Source organism: Leifsonia lichenia, from assembly GCF_054780215.1.
Genome location: NZ_BAAGWT010000001.1, coordinates 158,267 through 182,793, shown reverse-complemented (window position 1 = coordinate 182,793; position 24,527 = coordinate 158,267). Strand labels below are relative to the sequence as shown.

22 protein-coding genes and 1 riboswitch are annotated in these 24,527 nt (G+C 69.4%); of the genes, 9 read left to right on the top strand and 13 right to left on the bottom strand.

Annotated elements, in window-relative coordinates; translation table 11 throughout:
- Nucleotides 1-62: 62 nt before the first annotated feature.
- From nagA (ACYVGI_RS00890) to purU, 3 genes are read right to left on the bottom strand one after another with little or no spacing between them, the layout of a single operon-like run.
- Nucleotides 63-1,223, bottom strand: a complete 1,161-nt coding sequence (nagA, locus tag ACYVGI_RS00890; protein ID WP_460630802.1) for an N-acetylglucosamine-6-phosphate deacetylase — start codon at nucleotides 1,221-1,223, stop codon at nucleotides 63-65.
- Nucleotides 1,220-1,591, bottom strand: coding sequence for a YrdB family protein (locus ACYVGI_RS00885; protein ID WP_460630801.1), 372 nt, complete (start codon nucleotides 1,589-1,591; stop codon nucleotides 1,220-1,222). Before ACYVGI_RS00885 ends, nagA (ACYVGI_RS00890) begins: the two co-directional genes overlap by 4 nt.
- Before the next feature lie 30 nt (nucleotides 1,592-1,621).
- Nucleotides 1,622-2,503, bottom strand: coding sequence for a formyltetrahydrofolate deformylase (gene purU / locus ACYVGI_RS00880; protein ID WP_460630800.1), 882 nt, complete (start codon nucleotides 2,501-2,503; stop codon nucleotides 1,622-1,624).
- A 118-nt stretch (nucleotides 2,504-2,621) separates the two neighbouring features.
- On the opposite strand from purU, the gene ACYVGI_RS00875 reads away from it, so the two are divergent.
- On the top strand, nucleotides 2,622-4,094 hold the full coding sequence (locus ACYVGI_RS00875; RefSeq protein ID WP_460630799.1) for a purine-cytosine permease family protein: 1,473 nt from the start codon (nucleotides 2,622-2,624) through the stop codon (nucleotides 4,092-4,094).
- 185 nt (nucleotides 4,095-4,279) lie between these two features.
- The gene (locus ACYVGI_RS00870) at nucleotides 4,280-5,533 is read left to right on the top strand and encodes an MFS transporter (RefSeq protein ID WP_460630798.1); all 1,254 of its coding nucleotides are present in this window, start codon (nucleotides 4,280-4,282) and stop codon (nucleotides 5,531-5,533) included.
- Here ACYVGI_RS00870 and ACYVGI_RS00865 read toward each other — a convergent pair.
- The 7 genes from ACYVGI_RS00865 to ACYVGI_RS00835 all read right to left on the bottom strand — a co-directional run bounded on the left by ACYVGI_RS00865 (nucleotide 5,520) and on the right by ACYVGI_RS00835 (nucleotide 13,715).
- A complete protein-coding gene (locus ACYVGI_RS00865) occupies nucleotides 5,520-7,718 on the bottom strand; it encodes a sigma-70 family RNA polymerase sigma factor (RefSeq protein ID WP_460630797.1) in 2,199 nt (732 codons plus the stop codon). The genes ACYVGI_RS00870 and ACYVGI_RS00865 overlap by 14 nt on opposite strands.
- A gap of 344 nt (nucleotides 7,719-8,062) precedes the next feature.
- Entirely contained in the window at nucleotides 8,063-9,223 is a 1,161-nt protein-coding gene (gene nagA, locus ACYVGI_RS00860; RefSeq protein ID WP_460630796.1) for an N-acetylglucosamine-6-phosphate deacetylase, read from the bottom strand.
- Between the two features lie 45 nt (nucleotides 9,224-9,268).
- Nucleotides 9,269-10,054: a DeoR/GlpR family DNA-binding transcription regulator gene (locus ACYVGI_RS00855; RefSeq protein WP_460630795.1), complete on the bottom strand. Its 786-nt coding sequence runs from the start codon at nucleotides 10,052-10,054 to the stop codon at nucleotides 9,269-9,271.
- The gene (locus ACYVGI_RS00850; RefSeq protein WP_460630794.1) at nucleotides 10,051-10,920 is read right to left on the bottom strand and encodes a class II fructose-bisphosphate aldolase; all 870 of its coding nucleotides are present in this window, start codon (nucleotides 10,918-10,920) and stop codon (nucleotides 10,051-10,053) included. The genes ACYVGI_RS00855 and ACYVGI_RS00850 overlap by 4 nt, the downstream gene beginning before the upstream one ends.
- 25 nt (nucleotides 10,921-10,945) lie before the next feature.
- A complete protein-coding gene (locus ACYVGI_RS00845; protein WP_460630793.1) occupies nucleotides 10,946-11,860 on the bottom strand; it encodes a 1-phosphofructokinase family hexose kinase in 915 nt (304 codons plus the stop codon).
- Complete coding sequence (locus tag ACYVGI_RS00840) at nucleotides 11,857-12,840, bottom strand: ROK family protein (RefSeq protein ID WP_460630792.1); 984 nt, start codon at nucleotides 12,838-12,840, stop codon at nucleotides 11,857-11,859. Before ACYVGI_RS00840 ends, ACYVGI_RS00845 begins: the two co-directional genes overlap by 4 nt.
- Entirely contained in the window at nucleotides 12,837-13,715 is an 879-nt protein-coding gene (locus ACYVGI_RS00835) for an SIS domain-containing protein (protein ID WP_460631465.1), read from the bottom strand. Before ACYVGI_RS00835 ends, ACYVGI_RS00840 begins: the two co-directional genes overlap by 4 nt.
- Before the next feature lie 346 nt (nucleotides 13,716-14,061).
- Between ACYVGI_RS00835 and ACYVGI_RS00830 the strand changes: the two genes are divergently transcribed.
- From ACYVGI_RS00830 to ACYVGI_RS00815, 4 genes are all read left to right on the top strand, one after another.
- Complete coding sequence (locus ACYVGI_RS00830; RefSeq protein WP_460630791.1) at nucleotides 14,062-15,306, top strand: extracellular solute-binding protein; 1,245 nt, start codon at nucleotides 14,062-14,064, stop codon at nucleotides 15,304-15,306.
- A 10-nt stretch (nucleotides 15,307-15,316) separates the two neighbouring features.
- The gene (locus ACYVGI_RS00825; RefSeq protein ID WP_460630790.1) at nucleotides 15,317-16,276 is read left to right on the top strand and encodes a carbohydrate ABC transporter permease; all 960 of its coding nucleotides are present in this window, start codon (nucleotides 15,317-15,319) and stop codon (nucleotides 16,274-16,276) included.
- A complete protein-coding gene (locus ACYVGI_RS00820) occupies nucleotides 16,273-17,175 on the top strand; it encodes a carbohydrate ABC transporter permease (RefSeq protein ID WP_460630789.1) in 903 nt (300 codons plus the stop codon). The genes ACYVGI_RS00825 and ACYVGI_RS00820 overlap by 4 nt, the downstream gene beginning before the upstream one ends.
- Before the next feature lie 126 nt (nucleotides 17,176-17,301).
- Nucleotides 17,302-18,537, top strand: coding sequence for a mannosyltransferase family protein (locus tag ACYVGI_RS00815; protein WP_460630788.1), 1,236 nt, complete (start codon nucleotides 17,302-17,304; stop codon nucleotides 18,535-18,537).
- A 17-nt stretch (nucleotides 18,538-18,554) separates the two neighbouring features.
- Here the strand turns inward: ACYVGI_RS00815 and ACYVGI_RS00810 are convergent, their stop codons facing one another.
- Nucleotides 18,555-20,066, bottom strand: a complete 1,512-nt coding sequence (locus ACYVGI_RS00810) for a beta-N-acetylhexosaminidase (protein ID WP_460630787.1) — start codon at nucleotides 20,064-20,066, stop codon at nucleotides 18,555-18,557.
- 146 nt (nucleotides 20,067-20,212) lie between these two features.
- Nucleotides 20,213-20,309, top strand: a riboswitch (ZMP/ZTP riboswitch).
- Nucleotides 20,310-20,369: 60 nt separating this feature from the next.
- Here ACYVGI_RS00810 and glyA point away from each other — a divergent pair.
- From glyA to ACYVGI_RS00795, 3 genes are all read left to right on the top strand, one after another.
- Nucleotides 20,370-21,695 (top strand): serine hydroxymethyltransferase, encoded by a 1,326-nt coding sequence (gene glyA, locus ACYVGI_RS00805; RefSeq protein WP_055895003.1) that lies wholly within the window; start codon nucleotides 20,370-20,372, stop codon nucleotides 21,693-21,695.
- A 106-nt stretch (nucleotides 21,696-21,801) separates the two neighbouring features.
- The gene (locus tag ACYVGI_RS00800) at nucleotides 21,802-22,683 is read left to right on the top strand and encodes a bifunctional methylenetetrahydrofolate dehydrogenase/methenyltetrahydrofolate cyclohydrolase (RefSeq protein WP_460630786.1); all 882 of its coding nucleotides are present in this window, start codon (nucleotides 21,802-21,804) and stop codon (nucleotides 22,681-22,683) included.
- Entirely contained in the window at nucleotides 22,680-23,156 is a 477-nt protein-coding gene (locus ACYVGI_RS00795) for a YbaK/EbsC family protein (RefSeq protein ID WP_460630785.1), read from the top strand. Before ACYVGI_RS00800 ends, ACYVGI_RS00795 begins: the two co-directional genes overlap by 4 nt.
- A gap of 16 nt (nucleotides 23,157-23,172) precedes the next feature.
- Here ACYVGI_RS00795 and ACYVGI_RS00790 read toward each other — a convergent pair whose 3' ends face one another.
- On the bottom strand, nucleotides 23,173-23,703 hold the full coding sequence (locus ACYVGI_RS00790) for a gamma carbonic anhydrase family protein (RefSeq protein ID WP_460630784.1): 531 nt from the start codon (nucleotides 23,701-23,703) through the stop codon (nucleotides 23,173-23,175).
- 23 nt (nucleotides 23,704-23,726) lie between these two features.
- Nucleotides 23,727-24,527 carry an MBL fold metallo-hydrolase gene (locus tag ACYVGI_RS00785; RefSeq protein ID WP_460630783.1) on the bottom strand — a complete coding sequence of 267 codons (801 nt, stop codon included), beginning with the start codon at nucleotides 24,525-24,527 and terminating at the stop codon, nucleotides 23,727-23,729.

Sequence of the window (24,527 nt, the reverse complement as noted above, 5' to 3'; positions counted from 1 at the left end):
CCATCCGTGTGGTCCGGCCCCTGGGGTCGGGCCACACGTCTTTGTGCCATCGGTCACCGGGGTCAGACGCCGGCAATCGTGCGACCGGCCGCGATGACGCGGCGAACCTGCCACTCGTGATCGAGGAGCACAACGTCAGCGGCGTACCCCGGGCGCACACGACCGAAGCGGTGGTCTTCACCCAGCACACGTGCGGGCGCGAGAGTGACCGCTTCGACCGCTCGCGCAGGTTCAAGGCCCGCAAGAGTGACGGCGTTCTTGACCGCCACATCCTGGGTGAGGGTCGAGCCGGCGATCGTCTGCGTTCCGGACAACACGGCCAGGCCGTCATGCACCGAGACGTTGAGGCTGCCGAGTCGGTAGTCGCCGTCGCTCGCGCCGGCCGCTGCCATCGCGTCGGTGACGAGCGCGACCCTGCCGCGCGCTTCGGTGAACGCGAGTCGTGCGACCGACGGATGCACGTGCAGGCCGTCGAGGATCAGCTCGAGGGTGACCTCCGGGTTCTCGAACGCCGCGACGACCGGTCCTGGCGCCCGGTGGTGGATTCCATTCATCGCGTTGAACGCGTGGGTCAGCAGTCGCGCTCCCACCTCGAACGCGCGCGTGGCCTCCGCGTAGTCGGCCGCCGTGTGCCCGACGCCGACCACGACGCCCGCCTCGATGAGCACGCCGATGGATTCGAGGGCGTTCGGCAGCTCGGGCGCGATGGTCGCGACGCGCATCGTGCCGCGTGCCGCGCCGATCAGCTCCTCGACCATCTCGGGCCCAGGCTCCCGCAGGAAGGCCGCATCGTGAGCGCCCCGCCGTTCGGGGGCGAGGAACGGGCCCTCCAGGTGCGAGCCGAGCACCAGCGGGTCGTCGGCGACCAGGTCGGCGACGATCGACAGGCTCTCGCGGAGAGAGGCGAGCGGGTTCGCGACGTGCGAGACGAGGGAGCGGGTCGTGCCGTGGGCGCGGTGGGTCGCCAGCCCCGCGAGCATCTGCTCCGGGCCGTCGTCGAATGGATGACCGCCTCCGCCGTGGCAGTGCAGGTCGATGAAGCCGGGCGTCAGCCAGTGCCCTCCGGCGTCGACCACCTCACGGCCACTGCCCTGCGCCGCAGCGTGCCACCCCGTCCCTGACCCGGTGGCGGTGATGGTGTCACCGTCGACGACCAGCCAGAACCCGTCGACCAGCCCGTCCGCATCCACTTTGCGGGCGTTGTGGACGACGAGGCCGGTCACGAGAACTCTTTGCGCCCGTTGACGATGCCGCTCACGGTCGCGATCACGGCGAACACGGCGGCGACGATCGGCTGGCCGAGATTCCACCAGGCGAGAGCAGCGGACGCGAAGACGACGATCTCGACGAGCGCCTTGACGAACGGGTCGACGTGCAGCACGGCCTTCGGCGAGCGGAACAGCGCCCACAGCACGATGGCGATCGCCGGCGCGAGGATGCCGACGACGATGTTCCAGGGCAGCGGCCACGCCACGAAGCCCCAGAAGCCGAGCGAGAAGATGGCGAACAGCTCAAGCACGAATCGGAGGACGTCGTTCGGCCCGATCGTGATGTCGCTCTGCGGGTGCTGCGTGGAAGTCACGGGAGCCATTCTATTGCGCGGGTCAGGGGAGCGATCCAGCTACCGGAAGATGATGGTGCGCGCCCCGTCGAGGAGCACGCGGTCCTCCGCGAACCACTTGACCGCCTGGGTGAGGGTGCGGCTCTCCTCGTCCTGACCGATGGCCACCAGCTCCTGCACGGTGCGCGAGTGGTCGACGCGGACGACGTTCTGCTCGATGATCGGGCCCTCGTCGAGGTCGCTCGTGACGAAGTGCGCCGTCGCCCCGATCAGCTTCACGCCGCGGGCGTGTGCCTGACGGTACGGATTCGCACCCTTGAAGCCGGGGAGGAACGAGTGGTGGATGTTGATGGCGCGGCCCGCCAGCCGTTCGCAGAGCTCGGGGGAGATGATCTGCATGTAGCGGGCGAGGACCACCAGCTCGATGTCGTGCTCCTCGACGGCCTCGATCACGCGCGCTTCGAAGGCGGCCTTGCTCGCCGCATCCGTCACAGGGCGGGACTCGAACGGGACGCCGTAGAACCCGGCCAGGTCGCGCAGCGTGCCGTGGTTGGAGAGGACGAGCGGGATCTCGATCGGAAGCTGGCCGGCGCGCTGCCGGAATAGCAGGTCGTTGAGGCAGTGCGCAGCCGTGGATGCGAGAACGAGCGTGCGCAGAGGCCGGCCGACGTTGTCGACCCGGTGCTGCATCCCGAACTGGTGCACGACGGGGGCGAGCGCGCGCTCGAACTCGGCACGGTCGGCGGCGGACTCGACCTGGAGTCGCATGAAGAAGCGCCCGGTGTCGGTGCTCGCGAACTGCTGGCTCTCGGTGATGTTGCCCCTGGCGGCCACGATCGCGCCGCTGACGGCGTGCACAATGCCTGGCTTGTCCGCGCAACTGAAGGTGAGGACCCAGTGGTTGGGCTGCGGGGCTGTGGCTGGGGTCGCGGAGGGAGTCACATCATCAGGGTACCGATTGTGGGGACGCTGGCGACACGCCGCCGCCGTCACCTCGCAGGCGCAGGTGCGTCGCGCGCGGCCATTGACGTCGCGCGCCGCAGTGAAGTTGGATCGGTGCATGACCACAACCGGCGAGGACACCCCGGACGCTCCGACGACTCCGGCCGCGGGGCTGGGCGTCGAGCTGAACGGGCTCAACACCATCCACGAGAGCGAGCGGAAGGGGCGCCCGCGCGACCTGTTCTGGCCGTGGTTCGGCGCGAACGTCTCGGTGTTCGGGCTGAGCTACGGGTCGTTCCTGCTCGGGTTCGGCATCTCGTTCTGGCAGGCGACCATCGTCGGAATCGTCGGCATCGTCATCTCGTTCCTGTTCTGCGGTTTCATCGCGCTCGCGGGCAAGCGCGGCTCTGCTCCCACGATGGTGCTCAGCCGGGCGATGTTCGGGGTCGAGGGCAACCGGGTGCCGTCCGTGCTGTCCTGGCTGCTCACCGTCGGCTGGGAGACCGTGCTCACGGCGCTCGCCGTGCTCGCCACCGCCACCGTGTTCACCCAGCTCGGCTGGGAGGGCGGCGTCGCCACGAAGGTGGTCGCGCTCATCGTCGTGGCCGCGCTGATCATCGCGGGCGGCGTCATCGGATTCCACCTCATCATGCGGATGCAGATGGTCATCACGATCGTGACCGGTGTGCTCACCGTCGTCTACATCGTGCTGGTGCTCGGGCACATCGACCTCGGCGCCGTCTCCGCCCTGCCGGCGGGCGACATCCCGCACGTCGTCGGCGGGTTCGTCTTCATGCTCACCGGGTTCGGGCTGGGCTGGGTGAACGCGGCTGCCGACTACTCGCGCTACCTGCCGCGGTCGGCGCGCAGCTCCGGCGTGGTCGGCTGGACAACGTTCGGCTCGTCGCTCGCGCCGGTCATCCTGCTGGTGTTCGGGATCCTGCTTGCCGGATCGTCGGAGAAGCTCAGCACCGCGATCGCCGCCGACCCGATCGGCGCGCTGGCGTCACTCCTGCCCACCTGGTTCCTCGTGCCGTTCGTGATCGTCGCCGTGCTGGGGCTGGTCGGCGGCGCCGTGCTCGACATCTACTCGTCCGGGCTGGCCCTCCTGAGCGTCGGCCTTCGGGCGCCGCGGTATGTCGCGGCCGGGATCGACGGCGTGATCATGACGGCGGGCGCCGTCTATGTGGTGTTCTTCGCCAACGACTTCCTCGGACCGTTCCAGGGCTTCCTCATCACCCTGGGCGTGCCCATCGCGGCGTGGTGCGGGATCTTCATCGCCGACATCAGCCTGCGCAAGCGCGACTACGCCGAAGCCGACCTCTACGACAGGCGGGGACGGTACGGCAGCGTCCGCTGGCTGCCCATCGCGCTCATCGTCGTCGGCACGGCGATCGGCTGGGGGCTTGTCACAAACGCCTCGGCGAACTGGCTCACCTGGCAGGGCTACCTGCTCGGGCCGTTCGGGCTCGGAGGCACACGGGGCGACTGGGCGTACGCGAACCTCGGGGTGCTCGTCGCTCTGGTGATCGGCTACCTCGGCACCGTGCTGTTCTCGCGCGGCGCGATCCGCCGCCAGGAAGGACGCTGACCAGGGCTTCGCGCGCATCCATCGGGTAGACTCGTGCGTGGTCGGTGGTTCGAACACCGGCCCTGGGCGCGCACATCGGCGCGTAGTCGACCCGCCATCCGAGGTCTAGCCGCAACGGCGACCGGAATGGGCGGGGAACGCCGTTCGTTGGACAGTTCGTCATGTCTGCCACTTCAACGTCGCCAATGAAAACCTCACAGAAATTCCCCTGGGCCGGACTGCTCGCGCTCGCAGGGGCCGTCTTCCTGTCCGTCACAAGCGAAATGATCCCGACCGGCCTGCTGCCGGACATGAGCTCATCGCTCGGCGTCAGCGAGGCCCAGATCGGGCTGCTCGTCACCGTCTTCGCCTTCACCGTCGTCATCACCAGCACGCCGTTGACCGCGCTGACCAAGCGCTGGCCCCGGCACGCGATGATCGTCGGCATCCTGATCGCGCTCGGGCTCTCGAACGCGCTCACGGCCGTAGCGCCCGACTACGGGTTCGTTGTGGCCTCGCGCGTTCTGGGCGGTGTCGCGCACGGCCTGTTCTGGTCGATCGTCGGCGCATACGCCGGTCACCTGGTGCCGAAGGAGCAGATCGGCCGGGCCGTGTCGATCACGCTCGGCGGCGGAACGCTCGCGTTCGTGTTCGGCGTGCCGCTCGGCACGTTCGCCGGGCACCTCTTCGGCTGGCGGCTGTCGTTCGCGTTCCTCGCGGGCCTCATGCTGGTCGGCGCGCTCCTCGTCTGGAAGCTGCTGCCGAAGGTGGAACGGGAATCGGATGCGCGCCCCCAGCGTGTGCGCGGCGTGCCGCGCTCCCAGCGCCCGGCCAAACCGGCGCGCGTCGCGGACGCCACCATCCTCGCCGTGGTCATGGTGTGTCTGGTCGCCGCGGTCACGATGGTCGGCCATTACACCTTCTACACCTTCGTCGTCCCCTTCCTGACAGGCCCGATGGGGGTCGCGCCCGGTGATGTCGGCGGGCTGCTGTTCTTCTACGGCATCGCGGGAGCGGCAGGCCTGGTGCTCGCGGGCACCGTGCTCGGGCGTCGCCCGCAGTTCGGCCTGATCGTCGCTCTGATCGTCACGGGGGTGGCCGTGGCGGCGCTCGCCGCCTTCTCCGGCCAGCCGGTCATCGCGCTCATCGCGTTCATCGTCTGGGGGCTCGCCTTCGGGGCGCTTCCTCCTCTGCTGCAGACGCGCCTGCTGCACACCTCGTCTGCCGCGTTCCGCGACACCGCGAGCGCGCTCTACACCACCTCGTTCAACGTCGGCATCGGCGGCGGCGCCCTGATCGGCGCGGTCATCTTCGACCTCGGCGGCCTGATGGTGCTCCCCGTCGTCTACATCGGGCTGCTCGTGGTGTCGCTCGTGCTCGTCATCGTGATCGGCCGGATGACCCGTTCTGCACGACAGGTGGATGCGGTTCCAGAGCTGGAGCCCGTCAGCGCAGGGTGAGGGGCTGGTCGGCGAGCAGGCCGCGGCGGTCGCCGACGATGTAGACCATCCCGAACCGGTGGTCGACGCTGGAGTCGAGCAACCATTCGAACCGGGTGGAAAGTCGTCCGTACGCGTCGAGCTGAAGGATATTGTGCATCGCACGGCCATCGGCGAAGAGCTGGACTGTGGCGCCAGGTGCGCCGTCGACGGTCATCTGGAACGTCATCCCCGTGCCCCCTGACAGCGTGATGTCAGGAACGCCGACCGAGCCGGTGCGGGGCGCGGCCGGCTCCGATGCGTTGCCGAGCCGGTCGATCTGCCTGGCGGTCAGGGCGAAGTCCTGTCGCACGCCGGTGAGCTGCCCGGAGGTCCAGGTGCCGTCGTCGGACGCGGTGACCGTTGCCTGCAGCGCGTCGCCGTCGTAGATGTCGACCGTCGCCCCCGGCTCGGCCGTGCCGGTCAGGATGGGCGCGAGAAGACCGGCCGATGCTCCGGCTCCGGTGTCCGGCGCGTTCAGCACGGGCACCTCGGCGGTCCGGTCGATGAGCACCGCCGCGGACTGCGCCGGGGACGCTCCTGCCGCGGTGGTCTGGACGAAGTCGAGCGTCCACTCGCCGTCGCCGAGAGCGGAGAGGTCGAGGGTCAGCGCCCACGCCCCCGCCGCATCCGCCGTGGTCGTTCCGACGGCGACGGGGCCGGTGACGGCAGCGACAGCGAGCGCCGCGGCGGAGGTGCCCTGCGTGCGGTGCGCTGAGACGGCGAGCTGTGCATCCGGAGCTGCCGTGCCGGACGCTGCGAGAGTGGCGCTCGCCGTCTCGGTGGCGCCGGCGGGGGACAAGATCGTGGGCGCTGCAGGAGGAGTGACGGGCGGTTTCGGGGGAGTCGTCGGCGACGGTGAGGATGGCACACCGGGGGAGGGCGTCTGCTGCCCGGGGGACGGGGGCGTTGGATGATCGACGGGCTGAGCGGAATCGACCGGAGCCGGGGTGACACCCGGGGTGGGTGTGGCAGGAACCGGCGTCGGCGAAGCGGGAGCGCCGGGGACGGGGGCCGTGGTCGCGTCGGGCGGAGCCGGGGCCGGGGCCGGAGCCGGGGCCGGAGCGGTCCGGGTCGGAGCGGTCTGGGGCGGAGCGGTCTGGTCCACGCCCGCTGCGCCTGCCCCGCTCGCGGCGACGGTGTCGGACACGGGAGCGAAGAGGTGAGGTCCGAAGACGAATCCGGCGACGACGGCGGCGGCGACGAGCACGCCGGTGACGGCCAGACCGACGCCCAGCACGCCGCCGGAGCCGGTGCTCGACGCGATGGATGCGACGCCCGTCCCGCCGGCGCCGCCCTGGCCGCCCGCGCTGCTCGACGACGGCGCGGCGGAACCGGGCGCGACCGCTCCCGACTCCCCGATGGCGTACGAGGCGGAATCCGTGCCGGAGTGCAACCACGCGGAGTACGCCGCCGCCCCTCCGATGCCGAGCGTGAGGGGGAGGAGAACCAGCGCCAGGCGCGAACCGACCTCGTGCGCCTCCGAGGCGACGATCGTGCACCTCGCGCAGTCGGCGAGGTGCGCCTCCGCCCTGGACTTCTCACGCTTGCCGAGCCCGTTGCGGGCGTACGAGCCGAGGCGCTCCGTGGTCCAGCGGCACTCCGAGTCCTCCGGCAGAGTGGCGATATGCGCTTGCACCCAGGCCTGGCGGAGTCCTTCGCGAGCGCGGTACGCGAGTGCCGCGACGGCGTTGGGCGTCATCGCGAACAGCGGCGCGACCTCCTGCGGCGTCATGCCCTCGACCTCGCAGTACCAGAGCACCTCCTGCCAGCGGGTGGGCAGCGAGTGGAACGCCCGTGCGGTCAGCGACCGGTCGAGGGCCTCCATGGTCGCGCTCTCGCTGAACGCGGGATCCTCGACCGCCTCCATCTCGTCGATGGCGGTCTCCTGCTTCGCTCGCCCCCAGGAGGCTGCGATGTTGCGGATGGTGGTGAAGAGATACGCCCGGAACGCGGTGGTAGGACCGCCGCCCGCTGCGATGGCCTGGTAGATCTTGGCGTACGCCTCCGAGATGAGGTCGTCGGCGTCGAAGGTCGAGGTGTGCGAGCGTGCGACGGTGTGCGCGGCTCGGGCGTGCCGCCTCCACAGTTCGGCGAACGCCTCCGTGTCGCCCGCGCGCGTCAGTTCGACGAGGGCAGCGTCCGACTGCTCGGTGACCGGGGGCATCCCCCTATTGTGACGGAGATCGGCTGATAGAAGTCTGATATTTCGATGGTCTGGCGGCATCGGAAGAACTTCGTGAAATGGTTCGAAAACCGGCGTCATAGCCGAACGGGTCGTGCGTCTCTTTCACTGAGGCCGTCGACGAGTGATGGCCGACACCGCGCGGAGTGCGTTTTATTCGGCCCGCTCCGCCGCGTCTGATGGACGGCCCGAACTTCCGTCAGACGAGGGGGTCCGCGTTGCGGAAACGTCGGTGGGCCGGGAACCCTAGCCCGGCCCGCCGCCCCTTCCCCTCCGGAACTTCGCAGCCGGACCTTCGCATCCGGACCTCGTCCGGTGCAGAAGTGTCAGTGCGGGAGAGGAGCGCCCGCCGCGAAGACCTGCAGCACGCGGAAGTCGTCGTCCAGGAGCACAGCGTCTGCCGCGTATCCGGCGGCGAGCCTGCCGAGGTCGTGCCCTCTGCCCACGGCGGATGCCGGGACCTCGGTGAGCGCGAGCACAGCGGCTTCGACGGAGACGCCCACCTCTGTGACGGCGCGTCGCAGCGCGTCGTCGAGGGTGAGCGTCGAACCGGCGATCGATCCACCATCGGCGAGACGGGCGACGCCGTCGCGCACCTCGACGGCGAGCGGACCGAGGATGTAGTCGCCGTCGCTCGATCCGGCCGCGGCCATCGCGTCGGTGATCAGGGCGACCCGGCCGGGCGCGGAGGCGAACACCATCCGCACGACCTCCGGATGCACGTGGGTGCCGTCGTTGATGATCTCCAGCGTGACCCCCGGCGTGCGCGTCGCCGCAGCGACGGGACCCGGCGCGCGGTGATGGATGCCGTCCATCCCGTTGAATGCGTGGGTCAGGATGCTCGCTCCGGCGTCGAACGCAGCGAGCGTCTGCCCGTAGTCGGCAGCGGTGTGTCCGACGGCGACGGCGACGCCTGCCGCCGCGAAGGCGCGCACCGCATCCAGCCCGCCAGGAAGCTCGGGGGCGATGGTGATCTGCCGGAGCGTGCCGCCCGCCGCGCCGAGCAGGATGTCGATGTCGGCGCTGGTGGATGGCCGGAGCAGGCGCGGATCGTGGGCGCCCTTGTGGCCGACGTCGAGGAACGGCCCTTCCAGGTGCGAGCCCAGGATGCGCCGATCGTCGGCCATCAGCGCGGCGATTCCGGCCAGGCGTACGGCGAGGTCTTCGACAGGCGCCGTGACGAGGGAGAGCACGAACCGCGTCGTGCCGTGCCGCTGGTGCATCGCGAGCGCTGTCCGGATGCTGTCGTCACCGTCGTCGAAGGCTGCTCCACCCCCGCCGTGATTGTGGATGTCGACGAAACCGGGGGTGAGCCACGCGCCGTCCGCGTCCGTCACCGCATCCGGCTGATCGCCGGCGACGGAGATGCGCCAGTCGTCCCCTGTGCCGACCTCGGCGATCGTGTCGTCCTCGAAACGGACCCAGCCGTTGTGCAGGATGCGGCCCTCGCTGACGAGGCGGGCGGAGTGGATGACGTGCGCAGGCATTGTGTCGACGATACCGAATCGGGTGGCGGTCTCCGTGATCGTCGCCTAGGCGACGATCACCTCGAAGCCTGCGTCCGCGAAAGCGGCACGCTGCTCTGCCGTGATTCCTGCGTCGGTGATGAGCGTGTTCAGCACCTTCGGGCCGCCGAGCGTCGCGAACGCCGTGCGGCCGATCTTGCTCGAGTCGGCGACGACGACGGCGCGGGTGGCGCGTCTGGCCATCAGCGAGTTCACGCTCGCCTCACCCTCGTCGTGCACGGTCGCGCCGATGAGCGGGTCGATGCCGTTGACGCCGATGAACGCGATGTCCATGGTGATCTTCTCCAGCACGACGTCGCTGTACGGACCGACGAGCTCGTATGACCGCGCGTGCACGACGCCTCCGGTGACGACGGTCTTGATCTGGGGGCGCATCACGAGCTGGGCCGCGATGTTGATGGCGTTGGTCACCACCGTGAGGTTCGGGTGCGGCGACGGCTCCATCAGGTCGGGGCGCGAGCCGAGCACTGTGGCGACGGCGGTGCTCGTCGTGCCGCCGCACAGCCCGACGACCGCGCCGCGCGGGACGAGTGCGCTCGCCGCCTGCGCGATCCGCAGCTTCTCCGGCGCGTGCTGCTCCCGCTTGTACCTGATCGGGAGGTCGTAGGCGACGGACTGCCCCACCGCGCCGCCCCTGGTGCGTGTGAGGAGCTGCTGGGAGGCGAGCGCGTCGAGGTCGCGGCGGGCGGTCGCCGCGGAGACGTCGAGCTTCGACACGAGGTCGTCGACCTCGAGCTGTCCCGTCTCGGCGAGCAGGTCGAGCACTGCGTTCAGCCGCTCAGCTCTGTTCATCGGCGTTCTGTCTCCGTTCGGGTGGGCGACTGCTCGACAGCGAACAGTGCGAGGAGGCGGGCCGCTTCACCGGCCACCGCGGTGCGTCCCTCGCGCAGGTATCTGCGCGAGTCCACGACCTCCGGATGCGCGGACAGGTAGCCGCGGACCGCCTCGGTGAAGAAGCGGTTGAGGTGGGTGGAGACGTTGACCTTGGTGATGCCGGAGCGGATCGCCGAGACGATCGTCTCATCCGACACGCCCGAAGAGCCGTGCAACACGAGGGGAACGGGCACAGCGGCGTGCAGCCGACCGATCAGATCCAGGTCGAGGGACGCTGTCCGCTCCGTCATCGCGTGCGAGCTTCCGACGGCCACGGCGAGGGCGTCGACGCCGGTCTCGGAGACGAACCGGTGCGCTTCGTCAGGATCGGTGCGCACTCCGGGGGCGTGCGCGCCGTCCTTGCCGCCGATCTCGCCCAGCTCCGCCTCGACGAACACGTCGTTGGCGTGGGCGTAGTCGACGACGCGGATGGTCGCCTCCACGTTCCTGTCGTAGTCGAGCTTCGCGCCGTCGAACATCACGGAGCCGAAGCCGAGATCGATGGCCTGCCTGGTCAGGTCCTCGTCCTCCGCGTGGTCGAGGTGGACGGCGACGTGCGCCTGCGATGCCGCGGCCACCGCGATGGTCGCGCGCGCGATCGGCTCGAGGCCGCCGTGATAGGTGACGCAGTTCTGCGAGATCTGCAGGATCACGGGAAGCTGCGTCTCCTCAGCGGCGGCGACGAGGGCTTCCGCCGTCTCCAGGTGGATGACGTTGAACGCGCCGATCCCGGTCTGCCTGGCGGCGGCGGAGTGCATCAGGTCGGCGGTGGGGACGAGCGGCATGGCTTCCTTCTGTCGTGGCTGGCGGTCAGCGGGTGACGATGACGTGGTCTTCGAGCTGCGGATACGATGCGTCGAGCTCTCCGGCGAGCGGAGCGAGCACGGCGGCGGCCGACCAGGCGGTGGCGCGGCGCAGGATGGTCTCCGGATGCGTGACCCCGGCCGCGAGGAGGCTGGCGACCGCGGCGACGGCGGCGTCTCCCGCGCCGGTGGCGTTGCCGTGCAGCGGCTCGGGGAGGCGTGCCTGGACCGGCTCGGCGGACGGGCCGACGGCGAGCATCCCGTCGGAGCCGAGCGAGACGATGACGAGGCCGGCGCCCCGGTCGAGCAGGATGCGCGCACCGGCGACGGGGTCGGTGACGCCCGTGCTCTCCGCGAGCTCGCGCCGATTGGGCTTGAGGACGGAGGCTCCGGCCTCCGCAGCGTGCAGGAGGCCGGGACCGATCGCATCCACGATGCTCGGGATGTCCCTGGCCGTCGCGAGAACGACCAGCTCGGCGTAGAAGCCGTCGGGAGCGCCGGGAGGGAGGCTGCCGGAGCCGACGATGCAGGTGGCAGGCACGGCCAGCCTGGTGATCGCGTCTCTGAGTGTCGTCCACTCGGCGGAGCTGAGCGGTTCGCCCATCTCGTTGAAGATCGTGGTGAGCCCGCTCGCCCTGTCGACGATGGCGACGCTGCCGCGGGTCTGCGCGGCGACGGGGACCACCTCGTGCGGGAGGCCGCTCGCCATGAGGTCGTCGGCGAGGCGCAGCCCCGCATGGCCACCGGCCGTCGTCAGCGCGAAGGCGCGTCCGCCTGTCTGGGCGATGACGCGCGCGACGTTGATGCCCTTGCCGCCGGCGCGGGCGGCGGGTGCGGCGACGCGATGGCTCTCGCCGACGTCCAGTTCGTCGACCGTGTATGTGAGGTCGACGGCGGGGTTGGGGGTGACGGTCAGGATCACGCGGTCTGCTCCTGGGCGGGGGAGGCCGCGTCGAGCAGATCCCTGGCGCGCAGCGCGGCGCCGATCACGCCCGCGTTCTCTCCGATGCTGGCCGGGAGCAGCACGGGGCGGCGCTGGAAGGTGAGGATCTCATCCAGTCTGGCGGCCAGCGGCTCGAACAGGGCAGGACCGGCCTGGGCGAGCCCTCCGCCGATCACGATGGCCTCCGGCGCGAGCAGGGCGACGGTGTGCGAGAGGTCGAGGGCGAGCGCGTCCAGCGCCGAGTTCCACACGGACAGCGCATCGGCGTCGCCGGCGGCGGCGAGTTCGAGCACTTCCTTGGCTCCCGGGACTGCGACTCCGGACAGGGCGCTGTACCGGCGCGCGATGGCGGCGGCGGAGGCGATCGCCTCCAGGCAGCCGCGGCCGCCGCAGGCGCACTCCGGACCGTCGGCGACGCGGGAGTGACCCATCTCGCCCGCCATGCCGCCTCCGGCGTGCAGCCGGCCGTCGACGAAGATCGCCCCGGCGATGCCGGTGCCGATGGCCATCACGACCACGTCGCGGAACGGGGCGGCAGCGCCGATTCTGTGCTCGGCCTCTCCGGCGCCGCGCACATCGTGGCTGAACGTGACGGGGAGGCCGACCGTCTCCTCCACGCGGGAGCGGAACGGGAAGTCGTGCCAGCGCAGGTTCTCCGAGAAGACCCCGATGCCCGCCTCGTCGTCGACGTGCCCCGGCACGAGCAGCCCGAGCGCGAGCGGACGCACCTCCGGATGCTCCGCCCGGAAGCGCGACGACAGCTCGGCCACGGCGGCGACCACGGCCTCCGCCGTCCTGTCTCCGTCGTGCGGGGTCGCCCGCCGTTCGAGGGCGACGATCCTGCCGTCCCCGTCGATCAGCGCCGCCTTCATGTCCGTGCCGCCGACGTCGAAGGCGAGCACGGCCCGGCCGGCGCCGAGAGGCGCCGACCTGGTCGAGGAGGTGGACGGCGTTGTCACGGCGCCAGGATGACGGAACGGGTCAGGTTGCGCGGGTGGTCGGGGTCGAGCTCGAACCGGCGGGCCCTGGCGAGCGCGACGCGCTGCGCGCGGATGAGGTCGGCCATGCCGTCCAGCGTCCCGTTCTCGAAGTGCGCTCCCGTGGCGGCGACGTCGTCGGCTAGACCGGCAGGGGCGTCCCCGAACATCCAGGTCACACGGCCGGGGGCGGCGATGGCGATCGGGCCGTGGCGGTACTCCTTGGCAGGGTACGACTCCGTCCAGGACTGCGACGCCTCGCGCATCTTGAGCGCGGCCTCGTGCGCGAGACCCACGGTCCAGTTGGCGCCGAGGAAGGAGTACTGGTCGGCCGAGACGAGAGCGTCGTCGAGCTCCTCGTCGACCGCGGTCTGCGCATCCCGGATCGCCGCATCCAGGTTCTCGCCGAGCGAGGAGCGGATGAGAGCGAGGGAGGTGGTGGCGAAGCGGGTCTGCACGACCGACTTCTCGTCGGCGAACGGAAGCGTGATCACGTCGTCGACGAGGTCGACCAGGGGCGAGTCCGGGTCGCCGACAACGCCGACCGTCTTGGCGCTGCTTCCGGATGCGCGGAGCTGCTCGAGCAGTTCCAGCACCTCGGTCGTCGTGCCGGAGCGGGTGAGGGCGACGATGGCGTCGTAGTCGCGGTCGACGAACGCCTCGGAGGCGGCGAACGCGTCGGTGACGCCCAGGCCGGCGGTCTCGCGGAGGGCTGCGTACGACTGCGCCATGAACCAGGAGGTCCCGCAGCCGACGACGGCGATGCGCTGACCTGCAGACGGCAGGAGCCCCTGCTCTGTGCGCAGGTCGACCGCGCGAGCCCAGGTCTGCGGCTGCGAACGGAGTTCGGCCTCCATGTCGGCACCGAGCGTGGATGCTTGCGTCACTGCTTCGTCTCCTGTCTATCAAGGGTTGTTCCATGCCAATGATTGCTTATGAGCGATATCTCTGTCTAGTGAGCATCTTCAATCGCTCTGGCTCGTTGTGAGCGGGATCTCGGGCGAGCGTGTAAACGGCGTGTAACGATCTGGGGCGAATTCCTTGACGATCGGGCGTCTACGCGCAATGATTCGAGCATCCATTGAATACATGTGATTGTTTCGAGCAGAAACAAGTCACAAAGGATCAATACTGACGCACCGTCGCGCAGGAGATTGCACCATTGCACCTGACGGTTCGTTCCCTTCGAGAGTGAGGAAGTCAATGAAGAAGTCACTGCGGTGGGGTGCCGCTGTCGCCATGGCGACGGCTGCGACCATGACACTCGCGTCCTGCGGGTTCAGCAGCGGATCCGGCGGAGGATCGTCGAACGGCGCGCAAAGCCTCGACCTCATGGTGGCGAGCTACTCGGACAACACCAAGGCCGAGTGGCAGCAGATCATCAAGGACTTCGAGGCCAAGAACAGCGGCATCACGGTCAACCTCGACGTCGAGTCGTGGACGGACATCAACAACGTCATCAAGACCCGCATCCAGGCCGGCAAGCAGCCGGACATCCTGAACATCGACGCGTTCGCCGGCTTCGCGGCCGACGACCTGCTCTACCCGGCGAAGGACATCGTCTCGTCGAAGACGCTCGACGACTTCCAGCCGGCGTTCTCCAAGAACGCATCCATCGACGGCACCCAGTACGGCCTGCCGTTCATCGCATCGGCCCGCGCCCTGTTCTACAACAAGGACCTGTTCTCCAAGGCCGGCATCACCGACCCGCCTAAGACCTGGGCGGAGTTCGAGGCGGACGCCGCGAAGCTCAAGGCATCGGGCGCGACCGCGTACGGTATGCCCCTCGGCAGCGAGGAAGCCCAGGCGGAGACCGCGATCTGGTTCTACGGAGCAGGCGGCGGATACGGCGACGCGAAGAAGCTGACCATCGACAGCCAGGAGAACGTCACCGGCGCCACCGAGATGCAGAAGATCATCAACGACGGCCTGACGGAGGCGAACCCCGGTTCGACCAACCGCACCCCGCTGATGAACGTCTTCATCCAGGGTCAGATCGGGATGCAGATCGGCCTCCCGCCGATCGTCGGCCAGATCAAGAAGAGCAACCCGAGCCTCAACTACGGCATCGCGCCCATCCCCACCAAGGACGGCTCGGCCTTCACGCTCGGCGTCGCAGACCACCTGATGGCGTTCAAGAACAAGACGGACAAGACGGCGTCGATCAAGAAGTTCCTCGACTACTTCTACAGCGCAGACGTCTACACCAAGTGGGTCGGCGCGGAGGGCTTCCTGCCCACCACGAAGTCCGGCGCGGACGCGATGGCCTCCGACGAGACCATCAAGCCGTTCCTCGACCTGCTGCCGAACGCCAAGTTCTACCCGTCCACCAACCCGAACTGGGCAGCGGCCCAGGGTGCGATCCAGAGCCAGATCGGTCAGCTCGGCCAGGGAGCGAACCCGGCCGACCTGCTCAAGTCGATCCAGGCGAAGGCCGACGGACAGTAGACCGCACGTAATGAGTCAGACCATCGACACGACCCCGACGGGGACGGCCACCGGCCGTCCCCGTCGCGGGGCGTCGCAGAAGCGGCCAGGGACAGGCGCCACCGATCTGTGGCACGCCGTCCCGTGGACGCTGCCCGCCCTCATCCTGATCTTCGGCGTCGTGCTGTTCCCCGCCGGATACATGATCTTCAACTCCACCCGCAAAATCTCGGTGGCCGGAGTCGACCACGGCTCGGTCGGCTTCCAGAACTACATCACCGTGCTCTCCCGCCCCGAGCTGCCCGGCATCCTGTTCAACACGCTGCTCTGGGTGGCGTCGGTCGTCGTCCTGACGGTCGTCATCTCACTGGCACTGGCGCAGTTCCTGAACAAGAACTTCCCGGGACGGCAGTGGGTCAGGATGGCCATCCTCATCCCGTGGGCAGCCAGCGTCGTGATGACCACGACCGTGTTCGTCTACGGCCTCGACCCGTTCTACGGCATCATCAACAAGTTCCTGGTGGACATCCACCTCCTGGCGGAGCCGTACGGCTTCACCAAGGAGCCGATCCCCGCGTTCCTGTCGTCGATCGCCATCGCGGTGTTCGTCTCGCTGCCGTTCACCACATACACGCTGCTCGCCGGCCTGGCCGGAATCCCCGGCGACATGCTCGAGGCCGCCAAGGTGGATGGGGCCGGCGCCGCCCGCACGTACTTCGGTGTGACCCTCCCCAACCTGCGCAGCGCCATCGCGCTGGCCAGCCTCATCAACATCATCAACGTCTTCAACTCGCTGCCGATCCTGAAACTCATGACCGGGGCGATACCCGGATACAAGGCGGACACCACGACGACCTACGTGTTCAAGCTGTTGCAGAACGAGCAGAGGATCGACCTGTCGAGCGCGCTCAGCGTGATCAACTTCCTCATCGTGCTCGTGGTCGTCGCGCTCTATCTGTGGATCGTCAAGCCGATGAAGGAGGTCTCGTGACCGCGCAGGCCACCATCGACGCCCCGGCGCGCCCGCCGCGGCCGCCACGCACGCGCCGCCCGAGCGCGTCCCGCATCACGGGCAGAGTCGTCGGCCGCATGGTCGCCGGTCTCGTCATCGCGCTGATCTTCGTGCTGCCGTACCTGATCATGCTGTTCGGCTCGTTCAAGAGCCGCAACAACATCCTCACGGTGCCGCCGACGTACTTCCCGACCAGTTGGCATCCGGAGAACTACCTCACGATGTGGTCGACGCCGGAGACCCCGCTGCCCGAGAACCTGATCTCGACCATCGTCATCTCGGTGTTCGCCACGGCGCTCGTGCTCCTGGTCTGCGTGCCGGCGGCGTACTACACGGCGCGCTTCCGGTTCCCCGGTCGCGGCGTGTTCCTGTTCCTCGTGATCGTGACGCAGATGCTGCAGCCGACCGTGCTCGCCACCGGTCTCTTCAAAGAGATGGTGGCGCTCGGGATCAACGACACCTGGCTCGCGATGATCCTCATCAACGCGGCGTTCAACCTCGCGTTCGCGATCTGGATCATGCACAACTTCTTCGCCGGTGTGCCGAAGGAGGTGGACGAGGCGGCTCAGCTCGACGGCGCGGGCAAGTGGACCGTGCTCTTCCGGGTGCAGCTCCCGCTGGTCTGGCCGGGCATCGTCACGGCGATCATCTACACCTTCGTCGCCTCCTGGAACGAGTTCGCGGCGAGCCTGGTGATCCTGTCGACGGATGCGAACCAGCCGCTGTCGGTCGCCCTCACCAAGTTCGTCGGCCAGTACGACGCCGCCTGGCAGTACGTCTTCGCGGTGTCGATCGTGGCGATCATCCCGGTCGTGGTGCTGTTCATGCTCATCGAGAAGCGCCTCGTCGGCGGCCTCACGCAGGGCAGCGTCAAGTAAAGCGGGTAGGGAGCGTCCGCGCGTGTGGCGCGATGCGGGCGCTCCCTGCCGGAACCGCGTGCATCCGGCCCGCCCGGAGAGTACGATCGCGGCGAACGTACAGACCGGGGTCGGCAGACTGGGACTATGAGCGTGAAAGAGCGGCTCGGCGTGCTCGTCGAGGGGGGAATCGCGTCGCCCGCGCGCATCCGCGTTGCCGGGCGGGAGTACCGCTGGTGGGTCGTCATCCTGGCGGTCTACCTCGCGTCGCGCGTGTTCACGACGACGCTGATGGTGTCGCTGTTCGTTGCGGCGACGGTCGGCGACTGGCACTTCGCCAGTTCGCGGACGGAACCGAACTTCTGGACCTTCTCAGGTTCGTGGGATGCGTCGTACTACCGGAAGATCGCCGAGGGCGGATACCCGACCACCATCCCGACAGACGGCGACGGCAACGTCCAGCAGAACTCGTGGGCGTTCCTTCCCCTGTTCCCCGTCATCGCGCGCGGGCTCATGGTCGTCACCGGGCTGGGGTTCTACCCGGCCGCCGTCATCGTCGCGACCCTGTTCGGCGCCGCGGCGACGCTCGTGCTCTACCGGTTGGTCGCATCCAGGGTCGGAGCGTCGAACGCGCTCTGGGCCGCTGTCTTCTTCTGCTTCGGGCCGCTCTCGTTCGTGCTGCAGATCGCATACGCGGAGAGCCTGTTCTTCTTCCTGATGTTCGCCGGGCTGTGGGCGATGATGGCGCGAAGATACTGGCTGATCATCCCGTTCGGGGTGGCGGCCGCCTTCACCAAACCGGGCGAGCTGGCGCTGCCGCTGGCGCTCGGCATCGTCTTCATCGCGCGGCTGCTCGCCGCGCGGCACGGCCGGGAGCGGTTCGCGTGGCGGGAGCGTGCCGCGGTGATCGTGGCCGGGGGTGTGACGGCGGTGGCCGGGCTGGCGTGGCCGCTGATCGCATCCATCGTCACCGGGTTCCCGGACGCGTACGTGGAGACGGAGCTGTCCTGGTGGACGGGCTTCATCGGCCGGGTGGCGTTCGTGCCGCTGACGCCGTGGTTCCTGTTCACCTGGAAGTACGCCAGTGTGATCGGCGCACTGCTGGTCGTCGCGGCCATCGCCGGATTCGCGTGGTTGCTCAGCCGCCCGAGCGTGCGCGCCCTCGGCACGGAAGTGGTCGCGTTCGCGGCGAGCTACGGGCTCTACCTGTTCGCGGTGTTCCTGCCGCAGCAGAGCCTGTTCCGGCTGCTGATGCCGTTGGCGCCGCTCGCGGGAGCGCCGGCGCTCGCGAGCAACCGGAAAGCCAGGATGATCGTGCTGATCTGCGGGATCGCGTTACAGCCGGTCGCGCTCGTGCTGCTGTGGTTCCTCGGCTACCCCTGAGCGAGACCGGGGTCGGCTCAGGAGCTGACGCGCTCGCGCCAGCGCACCTCAGGGACGCGCCGGAAGTTCGTTCCAGCCGCCTCCCAGTGCTCGGCCAGGTCGGCCACACGCTCGGCGAACTCGTCGAAATCGCGGACGGTCTCGACCGCATCCGTGTCGGCCGGCGCCGGTGACCAGGCGATCTCGGCGACGGCGGCAAGCCGGGGGAACACCATCTCCTCGATGTCGGAGACCGTCTCGACCGTCTCCGTCCAGAGCGGCGCCTCGACGCCCAGGATGTGCGCCTCCGCGAGCCCCGGCACGATGCGGGCGGGATCCCACTCGTACGACTGGCGCAGTGTGGTCGGTCCGTCCGCCCAGTCCTGGCCGAGGCGGTCGCCGTCCTCGTAGACGATGTCGAGGTAGGCGACGTCGGCGGGGGACAGGATGACCGAGCCGCCCTGGCGCACGAAGGACAGCGTCTCGTCGGCTGCCGTTCCGCGCGGGGTGAGGAAGTCCCAGTACTGGCCGACCGTCCCGTCGGGAAGCTGATCGCTCTTCCCCATCTCGTGCCAGCCTGCCGGGATCTTGCCGTGGCGGGCGACCGTCGTCGCCGCATCAGCGATGAAGCGGAGGAAGTCGGCAGGGTCGGTGCTCTGGCACTCGTCGCCGCCGATGTGCAGGTACGGGCCGGGGGTGATGGCCGCGACCTCCCGCACCACGTCGTCGACGAAGCGGGCGGTGGTCTCGTCGCCGGTCAGCAGCGTGCTGAAGCCGACCTTCGCGCCGGTGTAGAGCGCAGGGGCGACCCCGTCCGCGTTCAGCTCCGGATACGACGCGAGCGCGGCGTTCGTGTGGCCGGGCATGTCGAGCTCGGGGACGATCGTGACGTGCCGCTCCGCTGCGTACGCGACCAGATCGCTGAACTGCTCCTGGGTGTAGAAGCCGCCGGCGCTGCCGTCGCTTCCCGTCGACCCGCCGTGCGCCGTGAGGTTCGGCCAGCTCTCGATGTGGATGCGCCAGCCCTGGTCGTCCGTGAGATGCAGGTGCAGGTGGTTGAGCTTGAGGAGCACGATGGCGTCGATGAAGCGCTTGACCGCATCCGGGGCGAAGAAGTGCCTGGCCACGTCCAGCATCGCGCCGCGGTAGGCGTAGCGGGGGTGGTCGACGACGCGCACGGCGGCGATGGTGAGCGGGTCGGACGAGCACTCGGCGGGCACGAGCTGGCGCAGCGTCTGCACGCCCCAGAACGCACCGGCAGCGGTCGCCGCTCCGACCCTGACGCCCTCGGCGGCCACCTCGAGCGTGTAGCCCTCCGCCTCGTGGCCGGCGGGCGCCTCGTCGTCTGCGATGACGATGGCGATGTCCCCGAACGACGGAGGTTCGTGGACGACGGTCAGGGTGCGGCTGCAGTCGGAGGCGAGCTCCGCGCGCAACAGCTCGGCGACCGCGGAGGCGCCGGGTCCCGCGACGCTGATCCGTGCATCCGGTGCGAGGGTGAACGGCGCGGAGTCGACGGACTCGAGCGCCGCAGGGCGGGGGATGACCACGCGTTCTCCTTCAGGTGGGTGACGACCTGGGGTGCTGGTGTGTGTGACGGCCGACACCGCCCTCCCCGCCGGTCGGCCACCTGCGAGTATTGCAGGCGTCCTAACAAACGGCAAGGGTACGTGTCGAGGCCGCCCTTTGCTATGCTTGCTCGCGTCGCGACTGGCGCTCAAATGGTCACCATTGGGGAGCGACGAATGCCCTGGTAGGAACGGGCGGATCGGCCGCGCGCCTGGGTCGATACGGGAAGCATCCCACCCGTCCGTGTTCATCCACGGAAGCGTTCACCTACAAAGGAGCCGGTTTTGACTGACACACTCCCTTCGACCTTCACTGCGCCGCTGGCCGAGGTCGACCCTGAGATCGCCGAGGTGCTCCAGTTGGAGCTCGGCCGCCAGCGTGACTACCTCGAGATGATCGCGTCGGAGAACTTCGTTCCGCGCGCCGTGCTCGAGTCCGTCGGCTCCGTGCTGACCAACAAGTACGCAGAGGGCTACCCCGGACGCCGCTACTACGGTGGATGCGAGTACGTCGACATCGCCGAGCAGCTCGCGATCGACCGCGCCAAGAGCCTGTTCAAGGCCGAGTACGCCAACGTCCAGCCGCACTCCGGCGCCAGCGCGAACGCGGCGGTGCTCTCCGCCATCGCGACGCCGGGAGACACCATCCTCGGCCTGGAGCTCGCGCACGGCGGCCACCTGACCCACGGCATGAAGCTCAACTTCTCCGGCAAGCTCTACAACGCCGTCTCGTACGGCGTGGACCCGGAGACCTTCCTCGTCGACATGAACGTCGTGCGCGACAAGGCGCTGGAGCACAAGCCGCAGGTCATCATCGCCGGCTGGTCCGCATACCCGCGCCACCTCGACTTCGCGGCGTTCCGCGCCATCGCGGACGAGGTCGGCGCCAAGCTCTGGGTGGACATGGCGCACTTCGCCGGTCTCGTGGCCGCCGGCCTGCACCCGTCGCCCGTTCCGTTCGCGGATGTGGTCTCGTCGACGGTGCACAAGACCATCGGCGGCCCGCGCTCCGGCTTCATCGTCGCCCGCGACACCGAGCTGGCCAAGAAGCTCAACTCGAACGTGTTCCCCGGCCAGCAGGGCGGCCCGCTGATGCACGTGATCGCCGCGAAGGCGACCGCGTTCAAGCTCGCGGCGACCGACGAGTTCCGCGACCGCCAGGCGCGCACCATCCGTGGTGCGCAGATCCTGGCCGACCGGCTGACAGCGGAGGACTCGCGCGCCGGTGGCGTCGACGTGCTCACCGGAGGAACCGACGTTCACCTGGTGCTCGCCGACCTGCGCCACTCGCAGCTCGACGGCCAGCAGGCGGAGGATGTGCTGCACGAGGTCGGCATCACCGTCAACCGCAACGCTGTGCCGTTCGACCCGCGTCCGCCGATGGTGACCTCCGGTCTGCGCATCGGCACCCCGGCGCTCGCGACCCGCGGCTTCGGCGACGTGCAGTTCACCGAGGTGGCGGAGATCATCGCGGCGGCGCTGCAGCCTGGCGCGGACACGGCGGCGCTCCGCAGTCGTGTCGACGCACTGACCGCGGCGTTCCCGCTCTACCCTGGCCTGACCCCGTCCGGCCAGGACGCCTTCCCGGTCGAGCTCCCGTCCTCCATCTAGCCTTCCCGCCCCCTCCGCAATCGAGCCGGGACTTCTGTACGCGACACGCCGGTCGTGGGCGTACATAAGTCCCGGCTCGATGGCTTCACGACGTTAGGAGCGCCGGATGAGCGCACGGATTCTGGATGGGAAGCGGACCGCCGCGGAGATCAAGGCCGAGCTGAAGGAGCGCGTCAGCGCGCTGCGCGAGCGCGGAGTCGTGCCCGGTCTCGGCACGATCCTGGTCGGAGACGACCCTGGATCGCAGTGGTACGTGGCCGGCAAGCACCGCGACTGCGCCGAGGTGGGCATCTCGTCCATCCGACGCGACCTGCCCGCCGACGTCTCGCAGACCGAGCTCGAGGCCGTGGTCGAGGATCTCAACGCCGACCCCGACTGCACCGGTTTCATCGTGCAGCTCCCGCTGCCTCCGCACATCGACACCGACGCGATCCTCGAACTCGTCGACCCGGCGAAGGACGCTGACGGCCTGCACCCGACCAACCTCGGCCGGCTCATGCTCAACGTCAACCGTCCGATCACCACGCCGCTGCCGTGCACGCCCCGCGGCATCATCGAGTTGATGCTGCGTCACGGCATCGAGCTCGCCGGCAATGATGTGGTCGTCGTCGGCCGCGGCGTCACGGTCGGCCGTGCCATCGGCTCGCTGCTGACTCGCCGGGAGATCAACGCGACCGTCACGCTCACCCACACCGGCACCGTCGACCTGGATGCGCACCTCAAGCGGGCGGACGTCATCGTCGCCGCCGCCGGCGTGGCCGGGCTGATCACCGCCGACGGCGTGAAGCCGGGCGCGATCGTCCTCGACGTCGGCGTCAGCCGCATCGAGGACCCGGCGACCGGTGCGAGCCGCGTCGCGGGAGACGTTGCACCCGAGGTGGCGGAGGTCGCCGCGTGGGTGTCCCCGAATCCGGGCGGTGTCGGGCCGATGACCCGCGCACTGCTGCTGCAGAACGTGGTGGAGTCCGCGGAGCGTGCACTGTGGTGAGCGACCGGACGCATCCGGCCGTCGAGCGGGTCGAAGCCGCGCTGATCGCGGCCGGTGTGGAGCCGCGCGTCCGCTGGTTCGAGTCGGCCACCCCGACGGCCGTGTCCGCGGCGGAAGAGCTGGGCGTCGAGGTCGGCGCGATCGCGAACTCGCTGGTGTTCACCATCGACGGCGAGCCGCTGCTCGTCATGACGTCCGGCGCGCACCGTGTCGACACGGCGTTCCTCGGCGCACGGCTCGGCGGGCGCATCCGGAGGGCGGATGCGGACACCGTGAAGGCGGCGACCGGCCAGACCATCGGCGGTGTCGCCCCCGTCGGGCATCCGGCGCCGCTGCGCACGGTGGTGGATGTGGCGCTCGCCGGCTACCCGGAGGTGTGGGCGGCCGCAGGCCACGCGCACACCGTGTTCCCGACCACGTTCGAGGAACTGGTGCGCATCACAGGGGGGACGCCGGGTCGCGTGACGGAGTAGTCGTCCCCGGACCCGGTCAGAAGGGGGCGTCGGTGGAAGCGGAACGATGCTCGGCGACGTGCCGGAGGTAGGCGTCGGCGTTGCGGAGGATTCCGGCGCGCTCCTCGTCCGTGAGCGCGCGCCGGACCTTCCCCGGCAGACCGGCGACGAGTGAGCCGGGCGGGATGACGGCGCCTTCCAGGACCAGCGTTCCGGCGGCGAGGAGCGAGCCGGCGCCGACGACGGCTCCGTTGAGCACGGTGGCGTGCATCCCGACCAGCACGCCGTCTTCGATGGTGCAGCCGTGCAGCACGGCATTGTGACCGACGGAGACGTCGGTGCCCAGCGTGAGTGGGTAGCCGGAGTCGACGTGACAGGACACGTTGTCCTGCAGGTTGCTGCGCTCGCCGATCCGGATGTCCTCCGCCTCGGCCCGCAGGACGGCGTTGTACCAGACGCTGGAGTCCGCGGCGAGGTGCACGCGTCCGGCGAGCACGGCGCCGTGAGCGACGAATGCGGTTTCGTGGACCTCAGGCGTGGAGCCATCAGCGATGGTGATGCGTGTCATGCCGTCAGCCTAGCCAGGCGCGATCAGCGCGGATCGTCGACCACGATGAAGCGGTCGCGCACGACCCTGCGCTTCGGCCTGCCGTGCTTGTCGACGACAGCGACGGCTTCGCGCACCTCGTCCAGGATGCTCGGCGGAAGGGCCAGCGGCGCCTCGTCCGGCTGGTCGACGGTGCCGGGCGGGTAGTCGACGCCAGCCTTCGTCGACATCTCCACGTGCGCGCCGAGGATGTGCTTGATCCGCGGCTTCGTCGCATCCCGGAACCGGATGAGCCTGTCGATGGTCTGGGCGAACGGGGCGCGGTCGCGCACATACAGATTGCCGGGGCACACCGTGTCGCCCGTGAACAGGATGCGCGTGGCGGCGTCGTAGAACACCACAGCGGACGGCTCGTGGCCCGGGGCACCGATCACGTCGATGACGCGGCCGCCCAGATCGAACGGCACGACCGCATCCGGCCAGGACGGGAACCCGAAGAACGCGATCACCTCGGCGGGGGTGGTGCCGACGACGACCGCTCCCGGTCGCGCGGCGAGCAGCGCGTCCCCGGCGATGTGGTCGCCGTGGGCGTGCGTGTGCGCCACCACCAGCTCGTATGGCCGGGCGACCCGGGCGGGATGCTTGCGCAGCCAGGTTTCGATGAGGTGGTCGACCGTGCCGCGCAGCGGGAACACCCGCTCGTCGCCGGTCGCTCCAGTGTCGAATAGGATCGCCCTGTCGCGTCCGAAGAGGAGGAACAGGAACGGGGCCTCCCAGTGCGATGACTTGGGCTGGCGGAGCTGGACGGTGTCGGGGTCGAGCCAGGTGACGTCGGCTGCGGTCAT